The sequence below is a fragment of the Mesorhizobium shangrilense genome (genome assembly GCF_040537815.1).
Lineage (GTDB): Bacteria > Pseudomonadota > Alphaproteobacteria > Rhizobiales > Rhizobiaceae > Mesorhizobium > Mesorhizobium shangrilense.
The window spans coordinates 4,056,481-4,070,453 of sequence record NZ_JBEWSZ010000001.1 but is presented as its reverse complement, the minus strand read 5'-3'; the positions used below and the strand labels follow the sequence as shown (position 1 = coordinate 4,070,453).

Sequence of the window (13,973 nt, the reverse complement as noted above, 5' to 3'; positions counted from 1 at the left end):
GTGCACCCTAGGGTCGAGGATCGTGGTCCAAAATCTTATCTAGGCTGGCTAAATCGTCGAAGGACGTTGTCAAAAAGTCTCGATACTGAGTTGTCGTAGCCGTTATGAGATAGGCTGCCCAAGAAAGTTATCGAGCCTGTGGCAAACACCTCGCCGTCCTTGTCGCTGTAGACGAGATGCGCTTCCACCTCGACTTTTCCCCCAGCGGCCAAGGTATGCGTCAGGATGTCTTCCGGCACCCCCAGAAAGCTTGGACCGTGACCCGCGGAACGAGCCAGCACGACTGTACCTGGCGACGTGCCGAGCGAAGGTGAAACCTGATCCAGCTCGAATCCGGCTGCGCCTCCGCCAGATAGGCCAAAATCGCCAAACACGTTTTCCGACACGCCGTCAAATATCCACGAAACCTCGGGGGCGTAGGATTCGGCAGTCCGGTAGTAGGGGCACCCCTCAAACAAACCCTGCACCGCGAAGCCTATTTCCACGAGTTTCTGTGGCGGACGGCCATTGCGGCGCCAAAGGCCGCCATAACTGCCATCAAGCTGGTTGTAGTATTCCCCCGGCTCGCTCGCCCAAGCGCGGATGCCACTTTCGGCGCGCCGGATCTCCAGTACCCAAGGTAGGTCCGGCGATCGCGCGATGCGCCAATAGAATCCGTTGCCGCCCATGTAGCAAATCCTGCCGCCTTCAGCGCGGAATTGCTCCAGACCGTCGAGCATTGCTTCGGTATGGTATTCGGGGTGCGAACCGGTAATGACCACGGAATAGGGTCGCAGGATGTCGACACCATGCTCGTCCAGGTCCTCGTCTGTTATGACGTCAAAGGCATGTCCCTTCTCTTCCAGCCAGTCAAGCAAGTGCGTATCCGCAGGGAAATGGCGTAAGCCGGAACCCTTTGCATCGGGAAACGTAAGGTAGCCAGGGCGCATCGTCAGGATCGGCCGGCGCCGCGACGATAGCGCCACACCTGATCCATCCGGATGATAATTATACGTCGAGAAACCCCAATTGGTAACAGTATCTGGATTGTGCGGATAGGCTTTCCAGCGGCTCGCCCGTTCTTCCAACTGCCCTTTCCAGTTGCTGCGCGCATGGTTTGCATAGGCAAGGTAAGTCATGGTCGATGCCAGGAAGACGATGCGCCGATCCGTCGTGCGGTTCCGGTCCGGCAATACGTAAAAAGGGATCAAGTCCTGGCCAAGATCGTTCTCGGCCACAAGCGCGTAGACGCCGCTGGGAGCGCCCTCTGGAACCTTGACGACACAGCTCTTAGTCCAACCGGCATCACCTACGTCGTCCGAATGGAAATGTACGGCGCCATACTCGCCTTGCGCGGCCATCCAGGCCATGGCGTGGCCGCTCCAATTAGAGCCGCGCATCGCGCGTGTCGGCAAGTTGACGAATTCCCCGCCCAGTCGACTGGGTCCACGATCGGGGAAGGACTGAGTTGTCATGTCACCAGAAAAATCCCACGCCGCCAGACAGCGGTCGCGCGGCAGTTTCAGCGAACCTCCGATCGCCGCAAGGTCTGGAAGCTCTCCGGCGCCGATCGCCGGCGCCTCAAGTTGACCGTCGAAATGCAGCCTGTCGCCCGAAGCGTCGAGCGCGCCGAAGCTGACATTCGCCCACCCATCCTGTGGCATCGTCACGAGCCGGCCAAGATCGAACGACTTGCGCACCTTGCGTGACGGGCCGAGCCGCGGATGTAAAGCGACCAGTTCGAGAACCGCTTGATGCCGCTCCATGTCGATACCAAGGCCGACCGACCACCAAGAAAGCGGTGTGATGGCGACCCCTGTGGATATTGCGTAGCCGCCGGCGTCCACGACCAGCTCGTTGCCGGACAAGCACAGGGTAACGTGGTTGTCTTGACTTTTATCGAGCAGTCCGAAGAGACATTGCTTGCGCTCGATAGTGCGAAGGGTGCGCATATTAAGCGCAAGGAAGAAGTTTGATCGGCAGTCAGGCGCGGGCGCACGGCCGAACGAGCCGACGCGCGTTTCCTGCTCGATACCGTCGACAGTCCGCTCACCAAAGCTGGGCATGTCGATCAGCTTCATGCCCGGCCCACTAGGGTTTGGATCGGCGTGCCGGACCCGCACCACACGCGAGCGGAATGGCCTGCCGCCCGCGGATGAGATCATGAAGTGAAGTTCCTCCCCAGGGCGGACGCTCCATGGATCGCAATATCCTATGATTGGGAGAAGCGGATCGGATTTCATCAGAGGCTCCATATGGATACGTATCCATAATCCTGGACGGAGCTTTATCTTCCGTCAACAGCGACCATGTAAAAATTCCGCCTTGACAGCTATCCAGCATTTATTATGGTTACGTATTCACATATGGCTGCGGCCCATGAATCAACCTGACGCCATGATAGGCCGCATAACGGGAGTCGAGCATGCTGGGGTGGCATTCGGTGGATACATTCGACCTCACGTTCGACTTCGTCGAGCCGGTGTTTAAGCAATGCGTTTTCGGCGGGCCTCGCCTAGAGCGCCTGTTTCGGGGGACGCGCCTTGGTGAAGGTCCGGTGTATTTCGCTGATCTCGACGTCTTCATATGGAGCGACATTCCGAACAATCGGATGCTTCGGTATGTGGAGGGTCAGGGCACCACAATTTTCCGCAGTCCAAGCAACCATGCTAACGGAAGCACTCGCGATAACCAAGGCAGGCTCCTGACTTGCGAGCACAGTGGCAGGCGGGTTGTCAGAACGGAATATGACGGCTCGTTGACCGTGCTTGCTGACCGGTTCGAGGGACGACGCCTCAACTCACCTAACGACGTTGTCGTCAAAAGCGACGGGTCGATCTGGTTCACCGATCCAAGTTATGGCATCCGGGAGAATTGGGAAGGCGTACACGGCGAACGCGAACAGGCCACCTGCAACATCTATCGTGTCGATCCCCACAGCGGCGCCGTTACCATGGTTGCCGATGATTGCCAGATGCCGAATGGGCTGGCTTTCAGTCTCGATGAGCAGAAGCTGTACGTGACCGATACTGGCTGCACCGAATTTCCAGACGGCGCACATCATTTCCGTGTCTTCGACGTACGGGACGATAAGCGCCTTGGGCCGAGCCAAATTTTCGCCGAGGTCAATCCGGGGCTTCCGGATGGCTTTCGCTTGGATACGGAGGGCTTCATCTGGACGAGCGCTGGTGACGGCGTTCAGTGCCTTGCGCCAAATGGCGATCTGGTCGGCCGCATCCTCGTTCCGGAAGCGATCACCAATCTCGTATTCGGCGGCCCACGTGGCGACCGCCTTTATCTCACAGGCCTGACCAGCTTGTGGTCGGTTTACGTCAATCGTTGCGGCGCTCGGTAACCGGAAGCCCCGCTGCAACTCGTCGTCCGCATCCAAGGGTAACGGCCCTTCGACTTCCAGATGCAATAAAACCAGAGGAGAACGATAATGTTTCAGTATTTGATGAGTTTACGCAGAATATTGTCGCCGCGTGTAACGAGTCTCGCGCTTTTGGCCGCGCTGAGCCTCACGGGCTCGTGGGGACAAGCGGAAGCAAAAACGGCTGACGGCAAGTACCTGATTTACTACAGCATGAGCTATCTTGGTAATACTTGGCAGACGGAAGCCATGAATGCCATTATAGCGCTGTCGAAGATGCCGGGCTTCGCCGATAAAGTCGAGCTTCGGGTACAGGCCTCGGGGGCTGACGCGCAGCGCCAAATCCAACAGATTACATCGATGATAAGTGCCGGTGCCGACGGCATAATCGCATATCCCATTTCGCCCACCGCGTTGAATGGCGTCATAAAGCGTGCCTGCGACCGCGGAATCGTAGTGGCTGTGATCAACGGTGTGACTGAGCCATGTGCCTATACGCTCAAGGCGGACGGCGTGAAGCTAGGCAAGATACGCACCCAGTTTATCATCGACGCCTTAGGCGGGAAGGGCAATATCATTGAGTTCCTTGGCGTCCCCGGCGTGTCCTACAACGAAGACCATCACAGGGGATTGGTCGACGCGCTTGCAGATCATCCTGAAATGAAGGTGACAGCGCAGCTAGTCGGCATGTGGAGTGCGCAGGAAACCAGGCTCAAGATGCGTGAGTTCCTGGCCACGCACAGCTGGGAGGATGTCAATGGCATTGTCGCACAATTGGGCTGCGACACCCTCACGGAAATGCAGGTAGAGGACGGCTGGTATCCCAAAAATCCGATCATACCCTGTTCAGGCGAGGCCGAGAATGGCGCGCGAATCCAGATGCTCCCGAAGGAATCGGGCATCGAAGGCGCGCTTGGCGCGCGCGGCCTGTCTGTCGGATCCGGACTCTCAGGCGTCCCCTACGCGTTGAAGATCGTAAAGGACGTTCTCGACGGCAAAAAGCACCCGCGAACCATCACCTACGATCCTGTCCAGGTTATTACCGCCAACGTTAAGCTCTGCCAAACCGGTAGCGCCCAGGAGTTTGGCCAAGGCTGCAACACACTGCCGCCTGCACTGGTGCCGAACGACTACGTTATCGACTTCTGGACGCCGGAGACGGCCGAAATCGGCATTCAGCAGGCGCTAACCGGCAATCCGTAGCAGCATGGTGCCGGAAAAGCCGGCAAGCGAAGGCCCTTCGCTTGCCGGCGCCATCGTATGGAGGGCCTTTGCGGGGTGCCAGCCATGCATGCAGTCGAGATCGCCAACCTAACCAAGCGCTATGGAGCGACCGTAGCGCTCGACGACGTATCATTCAGCATTGGTTCGGGAGAGGTTCGCGCCTTGATTGGCGAAAATGGCGCAGGAAAATCCACCATCGTGAAAATCCTCAGTGGTCTCGTCGCTCCAGATAGCGGCAGCTTTTCCATCTTTGGTCGCGCTATAGCGACAGCCTCCCCAAAGACCTCCCATAAACTGGGCGTTCAGACTGCGTTCCAAGAGATGACACTTGTTCCACATCTCACGGTCGCTGAGAACCTGCTGATCCCCTATCAGCCAATCCGTTTCGGGGTCGTATCAAATCGTCTGACCTGTCAAAAGGCGGAGGAAGCTCTTGCTGCACTTGGCCTATCCTTTATAGACCCACAATCGTTGACAACCGACCTCGATCTCGCCACCCGCCAAAAGATTGAGATCGCCAAGGCGATATCGCGCGACCCCAAGCTGCTTCTGCTCGACGAGCCCACATCAGCCCTTTCGGCCGACGATGTCGATTGGCTGCATGAAATAGTCGAGCGGCTCTCGGCCAAGGGGGTCACAGTCGCATTCGTCTCGCACCGTATGGAAGAGGTCCGCCGCTTCTGCAGCAGCATGACGCTCCTTCGCAACGGCCGTCATGTAGGCACGTTCGCCGCCACCGATGTTTCCGATGAAGAGGTGGTCGAACATGTCATCGGGCGTTCCCTAGGCACCATTTTTCCGGCATGGATCGATTGTCGCGCAAGCAGCGCGACCCCACCGCTCGCAGCGCAGAGAGTATCGACGGGATCGAAGGTGCGCGAGGTGTCGTTCACCCTGAGGGCGGGGGAAGTGCTCGGGCTAGCGGCCCTCCAAGGTATGGGCCAGTTCGATCTTTTTCGCGCCCTCTTCGGCGACGCGCCGGTGTCGTCGGGCACCATCGAGATCGACGGCCGCGCCGTGCGGCTGTCATCGCCGCGCGACGCCATCGCGAACGGCATTGACATGGGTCTCATTCCAGAGGATCGCGCAAGAGAGGGCCTGTTGCTTGAGCGCCCGGCCCGTGAGACTGCTTCTATGCCCAGCATTGGAAGCCTCTCGCATTGGGGCCATCTCAACCGGACGCACGAACGTGCTCTGGTCGACGCTGCTTTCGCCCGACTCAATGTGCCGCCCCGCGCAGATTTCTTACCGGGCAAAGCCTTCAGCGGCGGAAACCAGCAAAAAATCGTGATGAGCAAGTGGCTGGTTGCGGGAAGCCGCATCCTGCTCATGTTCGATCCGACGCGAGGCGTCGATATCGGTGCGAAGCACCAGATCTATATGTTGATCAGGGAGTTCGCCGCCGAGGGCCGTTCGGTACTGCTCTATTCGACAGAGACGGCAGAGCTTGTACACCTCTGCGACCGGGTACTCGTTATGTACGAAGGGCGGATCGCATTGGAGCTAGACCGGGAACAGCTGAGTGAAAACCGCATTGTTTCGGCTGCCATGGGCAACCGGGAACGAACACCCACGACTGCCTCTTCCGCATGGAAATCTTAAAATGACAGCTGTTGCTGTGCGCAGGTTTGTCTCTCGTCAGCAGAACCTTCTGGTGCCGATCGTCTTCTGTATTCTCGTTTTCCTCTGGCAGCAGACACTTCTGTTCGAGCCCTTTTCCTATTTCGAATGGAGTTCCATTGTAACCAATGCCGGGCCGCTCGCCTTTGCCGCCATGGGACTCACCATCGTGTTTATCCTCCGCGGCCTCGACATGTCCTGCGGCGCAGTCGTGGCGCTAGTGAACGTGGTCGTCGTACTCAATGCGACAGATAGTTTCACGGGACAGGTTCTACTTTGCATTGGCGGTATCGCAGTTGGCGCGATTGCAGGTGCTTTGAATGGTTATCTGGTGGCCGTTCTTCGCATTCAATCAGTTGTCGCTACACTTGCGACCATGTTCATGATCATGGGGCTAAACCTTCTGCTGATGCCAAGCCCCGGCGGAACCGTTCCTAGCGGCCTTGTCAGCGTCTTCACCGGTGACCTCATAGTAAACACGGTGCCCGGCAGTGCCGCGGTGATCTTGGCTGGCCTGTTGGTCTGGTTCTTCGCGAAGTCGAGCCGTTTCGGAACCGCCCTCTACGCCACGGGTTCGGACGAGGCGGCCGCATTTGCCAACGGTATTCACACCCAGCGCACGAAATTCATGGGTTATGTGCTTGCGGGCGCTTTCTACGGGGTCGCGGGGATTTTCCTCGCCGCGCTGACCAATACGGGTGACCCGCTTATCGGCAGCGGCATGCTGCTGCGCATTTTCACCGCCGCCGTCCTAGGCGGTGTCGCCTTGGGCGGCGGTAAAGGGGATTGCGTCGGCGCGGTCTTCGCTGCAACGAGTCTCATGATTATCTCCTCAGCCCTCCTTAACCTCGGTGTTGTTTCCGACTGGACGTCGATTGTCGAGGCCGGCTTGCTTATCGCGGCGGTGATCGGCGGTTCGATCGGCCAGCGCCACTCGCTATATTCATCCCTGTCCGAGTTAGTATCGCGCTCCCCTCGTGTAGCTCGCGGCCGATCCGTCACAATATCGCCCTCTAGACCTATCCCAGAGCTTCAAACAGGCGGCTTGCGGAGCTGGCTCCGCCGCAACGAGGTCGACGTTCGTTGCTGGCTGCCGCCTTGGGTACTGTTGGCTCTCGTCTATGCCTCTCTGCTCATTGTGGTAGGAGCCTCCAGCTTCAGTTTGAACTACCTGAATTCACTGCTCGTGCTCACGGTCTTCCTTGCCGTTTTGGCAATCGGACAGGGTGCGGTCTTGATGACGGGCGGCCTCGACCTCTCCGTACCCTACACTCTGACCTTCACGGGAGTCTTCGTGGCTACCATGACCAACGGTTCCGATGTGGTCGCTCTGTGGGCAATACCGGCGGCGATAGGTATCGGCGCGCTGGTCGGACTCTTCAACGGATTATTGATCAGCGTACTCGGCATTCCAGCAATAATAGTGACCTTGGCGATGAATGGCGTGATGCAGAGCGCCGGCCTGCTCTACAGTGGCGGTTTCGCTCAGGGACAGGCGCCGGGCATTGCGGTCTCGCTGTTCGAGGGCCGCGTTCTGGGCCTTGCGCCGGCCAGCTGGCTGCTGCTTTTGCTTACGTTTGTCGCAACTTGGCTTTTGAATTACAGCGTTTTTGGCAGGCAGATCGTGCTCGTCGGGAGCAATCCACGCGTCGCGCATCTTTCCGGCGTTGCTGTTAAGCGTTCTGTAACATTTGTATATGTGCTCAGCGGCGTCTGCGCTGCATTGGCCGGCGTCTTGTTGCTGGGCTTCAGTCGCCACGCTACGCTCAATATGGGCGCACCATTCTTGCTGCCTTCGATCGCTGCGGTACTCATCGGCGGCACACTCGCCAGCGGTGGACGCGGGCATTATTTCGGCATTCTCGGGGGCTGCCTGATGCTGGTCGCGCTAGGGACTTTGGTGACAGGTGCGAACCTGCCTGTTGCGCTACGCGATATCATCTTCGGTGCGGTGATGCTCGTCGCGGTGGTGATCGGGCGAGGGCGAAGCTAGAGCCTTTCCTGTTTTGAGAGAATCGTAGGACTCTCAAAGAAGGTTGTTTGTGATTCAAGATGCTGGCTGGGTGGAGGCCAGCATCTGATGACGCGAGCCCTTTCAAACGATCTTCGTGAGCGTGTTGTTGAGGCAGTTGGCGCCGGCGAGAACTGCCGTGCGGTTGCATCGCGCTTTGGCGTTGCAGTTTCCTTTGTAGTGAAGTGGTCGCAGCGTTACCGTGCGACCGGCTCGGTGGCGCCGGGCAAGATGGGCGGACACCGCAAGCGCGTTCTGGAGCCGTATCGGGCCTTCATCGTGGAGCGGATCAATCAGACCTCTGAACTGACGCTGCATCGGCTGAAGGACGAGTTGGATGCGCGCGGGGTCAAGGTCTCGCACAATACGGTCTGGCTGTTCCTGCGCCGCGAGGGCCTGAGCTTCAAAAAAAACGCTGTTCGCCATTGAGCAGGCGCGTGCTGATATTGCCCGCAGGCGTCAGCGATGGCGGTCTTGGCAAACCGGCCTCGATCCGCAGTGCCTGGTCTTCATCGACGAGACCTGGATCAAGACCAACATGGCTCCGCTGCGAGGTTGGGGGCCGAAGGGCAAGCGGCTGCGCGGCTTTGCTCCGCACGGCCACTGGCGCACGATGACCTTCCTCGGCGCGCTGCGCTGGGATCGGCTCGCGGCGCCTTGCGTCTTCGACGGCCCGATCAACGGCCAATGCTTCCGCGCCTATGTCGAGCAGCAGCTCATCGCCGTGCTGAAGCCCGGCGATATCGTCGTCATGGATAATCTGGGAAGCCATAAGTCGGCGGCCATTAGGCAGATGATCAAGGCTGCCGGCGCCAGGCTCTGGTACCTGGCGCCCTACTCGCCGGATCTCAATCCGATCGAGCAGGCCTTCGCCAAGATCAAACACTGGATGCGCCAGGCCCAGAAGCGCACCGTCGAGGACACATGGCGTCACATCGGCCACCTTGTCGAAACCATCGAGGCAGCCGAATGCAAGAACTACTTCGAAAACGCAGGATACGCTTCCGTCAAAACATGAAATGCTCTAGACCAAAGCAAGCGCACCTACCAGGCGCGGATGGAGCAGACGATGGATGCCAGCTGCGGTCCGGAGTCCTTCTGTGAGCGGCCCCGGCCGGTTCCGAGCTGCTGCAGACCAATTTCACAACCAAGCTGAAAAGGGTCCCTGTTGCCGGATGCCAAGCCGATCGCGGCAGGCACGACGCCGATGATGACATCAAATCGCGCCTGCCTGGCTCATAGAAAAATGCGCCACAACACATCAAGTTGGACTGTTCTGCCGCGGATTTCTTGCGCCCCACAGTTCTGGCGACCCTGCCAGGGGTGGCGTAGGCAATGTCTCTGCATCGGGTAAGGGTGAGGTCTCGTCAGAACGCCGACGAGAGCCGGGTCACCATGCGTATAAGTCTCGGTCAAGTGCACGCAAGGTTCAAACTGCCAAACTGGTTCTATTGACGCGACTCGGATCAGAGAGCTAACAGATTGCGAAGATTGCCGTTCGGACATCTTCGACTTCAACTGGTGTAAGCAATGAGCGAAAACGACGCGGGTCAAATCAAGCCATTCAGCCAGATCACGCAACACGATGTGGCGCGACTGGCAAATGCGTCTCAGGCAGCTGTTTCACGCGTGATCGCGAACAATGGCTACGTCGCGAGCGACGTTAGACAACGCATCGAGGACGCCGCCGAACAACTGGGATATCGGCCAAACCCTTTGGCGCGCGGGCTTACGAAGGGGCAATCCAACATTATCGCCGTCGTGATGGCCGACATCATCAATCCTTTCTATCCCATAGCTCTAGATGCCCTGACGGACGCCATTCAGCGCAGCGGCCGCGAGGTTCTTCTTTTTAACGCGGCCCACCATCAGACAGTGGACGATGTTATCCCTGCGGTTTTGAAGTACCGGGTTGCAGGGATCATTATCACCACCGCTTTGCTCTCATCCAAAGCGGCAGAAATGTGCGAATCGATGAACGTGCCAGTTGTGCTCCTGAGCCGACATTCCCAACGGTCTGAATCTTTTGTGGTCAGGTGCGACAACCAGCTCGGTGCCACCCAGGCAGCACAACTCATGATCAGTGGTGGTTGTAAGCGCCTCGCGTACATTGGGGGCAGGCCGAATTCATCTACGAACACGGATCGCAGGGTCGGCTTCGTTTCGGCGGTGGAAAAGGCCGGCCTGGCACCGGTTACCGTCATCGAAGAAATATTCGACTATCGGTGGGGTATGGACGCGACCGCCGCGTTGTTCGCCGACGTCCCGGATATCGATGGCGTGTTCTGTGGCGACGACGTTATTGCGTTTGGCGCGCTCGACTGTCTGCGCTTCAAGCTGGGCAAGCGTGTTCCACAGGACGTTTCGGTGGTTGGATTTGACGATGTACCGAGTGCAGCCTGGTCTGCCTACGATTTGACGACGATACGTCAGCCCCTCGAGCTCATGGTTGAGAAAACGTTGGAGTTCATCACTTCAACCGATCCAAGGGCACCCAGAGTCCATACCATCCCCGGCGAGCTGATCCGTAGAAGTACTGTCCGAGAACCCCTATTGAAGGCTTAAAATCCTCCAAACTTGCAAGTTGACTAATTGATTCGCGGGTATATGAATACGTAGTCACATGAATGCGAAACAAGCTTTGGTTGACGAAAAGGAGGGGTCCTATGAGCAATCCAGATTATGCTGAAAACGCGGTTTCACGCCCGGTCGGGTTTTGGGAAGCCGTCGCGCAGTCGGCAGCATTGGTAAGTCCGGCTGTCGGTGTGACAGCGGGTAATATTTACGTTGCGCAGTACGCCGGTTTTGCGTCGCCGCTGGCGTTTGTGAGCGCGTTCATCATTTGCGTGGCGATCGCGATCGTGATCCGCGGGTATGCATCCCGAATAACTACCGCCGGATCCTTTTACATCTACCTCACCCAGACGTTCGGTCCCGTCGCAGGCTTCATCAGTGGCGCGATGCAGTTGGGTGCATATCTTATCCTTCTGATTTTTCAGCCACTGTTCTTTGCCATTTTCATGACTGGAACGTTTCCGGCCCTGGGAGGGCATTGGGGACTGTGGGCATGCGCCATCTGCGCGTTTAGTGTCGCACTAACAGTCTCCGGCGTGAAACCTTCACTTCGGGCTGGACTCGTTCTGCTGGCAATTGAAGTCACCGCCTTCATGGTGTTGGCCGTGGCAATCCTTGTGAAGTCAGGAGCAAATGGATTGAGCATCGCGCCTTTCCTCCCTTCCTCGAGCGTGCAGGGTCTCTCCGGATTGTTGCTTGGCAACGTCTTCACCATCTTCGCATTTGTCGGCTTTGAATCAGCCACGACGCTGAGCGGCGAAGTTCGAAATCCTGCGAGAACCATCCCTTTCGCAGTGATGGCCACCACCATCGCACTAGGGGCCTTCTTCGTCCTGGTTACCTATTGCGAAGTCATCGGCTTTGGGATGACAGATGCAGGCCTGAAGGAGCTCACCACGAACCCGAGCCCGTTCGCTGAATTGGCGCTACGGTTTGGCGGCCCGTGGCTGCAGGTGCTTATCGTGTCGGCAACCGGCTTCAGCCTGCTGGCCTTGAATCTGGTGACCTTCAGCGCGGCGTCACGGTTGATTTCGGCGCTTGGACGGGACGGGTATGCACCCCGGTGGCTCGCTCAGCTCAACAAGGCCGAAGCTCCTGGCAATGCTGCGGTGTCGCTTGGGGTGGCGGCGGCCATCATCTGCTTCCTGCTGGGAGCAGCCTACTCCCCCGAAAATGTTGCAGGCTGGACGTCGTTTTTGGCCACGCTGTTTTTCATCATCTGCTACGCGATGCTGATTTTCGGCTTGCCGATCTTTATTAGGCGCCGCTACCCCCGCGATTTCCGCATAGTCGAACATGGTGTCGTCCCCGCAGTCGCGATGGCCGGCGTGTTGCTGGTTGCCTACGGCAACGTCTATCCGTTTCCTCCGGCGCCTCTCGGCTATTTTGTATATGTGGCAATTTTGGCCGTCGTCCTGGCTTGGGCGTTTGCGAGGACAATTCAGGCGCGCAATCCAGACCGCCTTGGCAAGATCGCCAAGACACTCGCCGATTGATCTTCCGATACCGAGAACGCGGAGCCACACATGTTCAAGAAGCTACATGCCTTCCACTGCGGGTTTGAACGATTCCCCAACGCGATTTTCGATCCGTTTTCTTCCAACCCAGCCGGAACGAGGGAAACTCCCTATTTCTTCTATCTCGTCGAGCACAGCAGCGGCTTGGTGCTTTTTGATACAGGGGCCAACCCTGGGTTAATCGAAGACATCAAGGCCTATCTCGGGCCAGAAGCGGAAAACTGGGGTATCGACGTCCGCCCCGCCGATGACGCTCGAGCGCTTCTCAGGACAGTTGGGGTTCAGCCAGAGGACGTCCATCATGTTGTGTTGTCGCACCTGCATTACGATCATGCTGGTGCGATGACGTCCTTTCCCAATGCTCGGTACTGGATTCAGTCGGCAGAATGGGAGTTCGCCAGAAACCCGCCTGTTTACCAGGAGAGCATCTACATTCAAAGTGAGTTCGACGTGCCTGTCGAACGCATTCGGTTCGTGAACGGCCACGAAGACATGTTTGGAGACGGTTCGATCCATCTGGTTCTTACGCCAGGGCACACAAAGGGACATCAATCGATGCTGGTGAAAGGCGCCAGTCGATCGTACCTGTTGGTGGCAGATGCCGCCTATGAGCCCGATCTCGAAGACATTACTCGTCTACCTGCCGCAGCTCTAACATGGTCTCCAGATGCGATGATTGAGAGCCGGCTGTCTCTGCGGCGAATTAGGGATGAAAATGGTGCGCTAGTCATCTGCACGCATGACACGGCATTCCGCACTAGTGTGAAGCTTGCGCCTGGTGCCTACTATGACTGATGCCCCAAGGCCTGTAATGCATTTCGTCTACCGATCATGCGCGCAGTAGATCACGACAGGTGGCTCCTTCTGGGTGAGAAGTCCGCGCAACAAACGGCATCGTCATTCCGACTTGGCCAGACCGACGAGCCAGTTGAACGTGACCTCTGCATGCGCAACCATTTCCTGGCGGGCGAGTTCGCCATTGCGACTTGTGATGGCCGCGACGATCGGTTCATGACTCTTGCCCAGAAGCTTCTCAATGGTTTTTAGCAGCCGTTTTGACAAAATGAGCCTGTTCATTTCCATCTGGATTTCCCTCTCTTTGTATGAGGCGCGTTGACCTCGAAGCCTCGGCGATCCGTCGATGAAAGCGCGCATCAGCCATGCGCAAGTTCGGCAGGCTGTGCACACAGTTGTCGAAATCCAGCGCCAATTGAGCGATCTGCCTGAAGTCGTCTTCGGCGCCGCGCTCGGCGGCCAGATAACTGCCTCGCCAGAAATCGCTCTCCTCCAGTCTGTAAGGTCACGAATCTCGTTGCGCGTCAGCCGAGTGCTTTTGGCGGCCTCCACCAGAAGCACGCCGACATCCTCGGCAACAAAATTGCCACCGTTGCACCCTCGCACCGTCCGGATGAAGCCGCCCTCGCGAAGGGCCGACAGGGCTGCACAGTTGCACCGAGGTCAAACTTACAGCGCCTCCAATCGGGGCATGCCTCTTTTCCTCTGCGGCAAAAGAGATAGGGACCCTTACGCTGCTAACAAGTGTGCATTCCCGAACGCTACAAAGCTGCCCTGTTAAGTCGTCAGCGTCCAATTCTGACACGTGGTCAGATTCTCATTGGGATCATGTCCACGTTGAGCGAGCCAAAAACAAGGATCACCCCGCAGCCGATCAGTT

The 13,973-nt window shown here is 57.8% G+C and carries 10 protein-coding genes; 8 read left to right on the top strand and 2 right to left on the bottom strand.

The features are described 5' to 3' along the window. Nucleotides 1-35 precede the first annotated feature (35 nt). Entirely contained in the window at nt 36-2,060 is a 2,025-nt protein-coding gene (locus ABVQ20_RS19725) for a N,N-dimethylformamidase beta subunit family domain-containing protein (RefSeq protein WP_354461173.1), read from the bottom strand. Between the two features lie 344 nt (nt 2,061-2,404). Here ABVQ20_RS19725 and ABVQ20_RS19720 point away from each other — a divergent pair, with 344 nt between their 5' ends. The 8 genes from ABVQ20_RS19720 to ABVQ20_RS19685 all read left to right on the top strand — a co-directional run bounded on the left by ABVQ20_RS19720 (nt 2,405) and on the right by ABVQ20_RS19685 (nt 13,093). Then, nucleotides 2,405-3,334, top strand: coding sequence for an SMP-30/gluconolactonase/LRE family protein (locus ABVQ20_RS19720; RefSeq protein WP_354461172.1), 930 nt, complete (start codon nt 2,405-2,407; stop codon nt 3,332-3,334). 87 nt (nt 3,335-3,421) lie between these two features. Beyond that, on the top strand, nt 3,422-4,555 hold the full coding sequence (locus tag ABVQ20_RS19715; RefSeq protein ID WP_354461171.1) for a substrate-binding domain-containing protein: 1,134 nt from the start codon (nt 3,422-3,424) through the stop codon (nt 4,553-4,555). Nucleotides 4,556-4,639: 84 nt separating this feature from the next. Continuing rightward, nucleotides 4,640-6,178 (top strand): sugar ABC transporter ATP-binding protein, encoded by a 1,539-nt coding sequence (locus tag ABVQ20_RS19710; protein ID WP_354461170.1) that lies wholly within the window; start codon nt 4,640-4,642, stop codon nt 6,176-6,178. 1 nt (nt 6,179) lies between these two features. After that, the gene (locus tag ABVQ20_RS19705; RefSeq protein ID WP_354461169.1) at nt 6,180-8,189 is read left to right on the top strand and encodes an ABC transporter permease subunit; all 2,010 of its coding nucleotides are present in this window, start codon (nt 6,180-6,182) and stop codon (nt 8,187-8,189) included. A gap of 87 nt (nt 8,190-8,276) precedes the next feature. Further along, nucleotides 8,277-9,225, top strand: a protein-coding gene (locus ABVQ20_RS19700; RefSeq protein WP_354461168.1) for an IS630 family transposase whose coding sequence is annotated in 2 segments (ribosomal slippage) — nt 8,277-8,612 and nt 8,614-9,225 — 948 coding nt in all. Because the reading frame shifts where the segments join, the coding sequence is not laid out codon by codon here. A gap of 512 nt (nt 9,226-9,737) precedes the next feature. Then, nucleotides 9,738-10,772, top strand: coding sequence for a LacI family DNA-binding transcriptional regulator (locus ABVQ20_RS19695; protein WP_354461167.1), 1,035 nt, complete (start codon nt 9,738-9,740; stop codon nt 10,770-10,772). 101 nt (nt 10,773-10,873) lie between these two features. Then, entirely contained in the window at nt 10,874-12,277 is a 1,404-nt protein-coding gene (locus ABVQ20_RS19690; protein WP_354461166.1) for an APC family permease, read from the top strand. Between the two features lie 30 nt (nt 12,278-12,307). After that, nucleotides 12,308-13,093 (top strand): N-acyl homoserine lactonase family protein, encoded by a 786-nt coding sequence (locus tag ABVQ20_RS19685; RefSeq protein ID WP_354461165.1) that lies wholly within the window; start codon nt 12,308-12,310, stop codon nt 13,091-13,093. Nucleotides 13,094-13,195: 102 nt separating this feature from the next. On the opposite strand, the gene ABVQ20_RS40505 is transcribed toward ABVQ20_RS19685, so the two are convergent. Beyond that, nucleotides 13,196-13,654, bottom strand: coding sequence for a hypothetical protein (locus ABVQ20_RS40505; protein WP_435528391.1), 459 nt, complete (start codon nt 13,652-13,654; stop codon nt 13,196-13,198). Between the last annotated feature and the right edge of the window lie 319 nt (nt 13,655-13,973).

What these genes read in the sequence shown, in the direction of transcription:
- ABVQ20_RS19720 (WP_354461172.1), top strand. Translation starts at nt 2,405, where the DNA reads ATGCTGGGGTGGCATTCGGTGGATACATTCGACCTCACGTTCGACTTC.
- ABVQ20_RS19695 (WP_354461167.1), top strand. Translation starts at nt 9,738, where the DNA reads ATGAGCGAAAACGACGCGGGTCAAATCAAGCCATTCAGCCAGATCACG.
- ABVQ20_RS19685 (WP_354461165.1), top strand. Translation starts at nt 12,308, where the DNA reads ATGTTCAAGAAGCTACATGCCTTCCACTGCGGGTTTGAACGATTCCCC.
- ABVQ20_RS19725 (WP_354461173.1), bottom strand. Translation starts at nt 2,060, where the DNA reads ATGAAGCTGATCGACATGCCCAGCTTTGGTGAGCGGACTGTCGACGGT.
- ABVQ20_RS19705 (WP_354461169.1), top strand. Translation starts at nt 6,180, where the DNA reads ATGACAGCTGTTGCTGTGCGCAGGTTTGTCTCTCGTCAGCAGAACCTT.
- ABVQ20_RS19690 (WP_354461166.1), top strand. Translation starts at nt 10,874, where the DNA reads ATGAGCAATCCAGATTATGCTGAAAACGCGGTTTCACGCCCGGTCGGG.
- ABVQ20_RS19710 (WP_354461170.1), top strand. Translation starts at nt 4,640, where the DNA reads ATGCATGCAGTCGAGATCGCCAACCTAACCAAGCGCTATGGAGCGACC.
- ABVQ20_RS19715 (WP_354461171.1), top strand. Translation starts at nt 3,422, where the DNA reads ATGTTTCAGTATTTGATGAGTTTACGCAGAATATTGTCGCCGCGTGTA.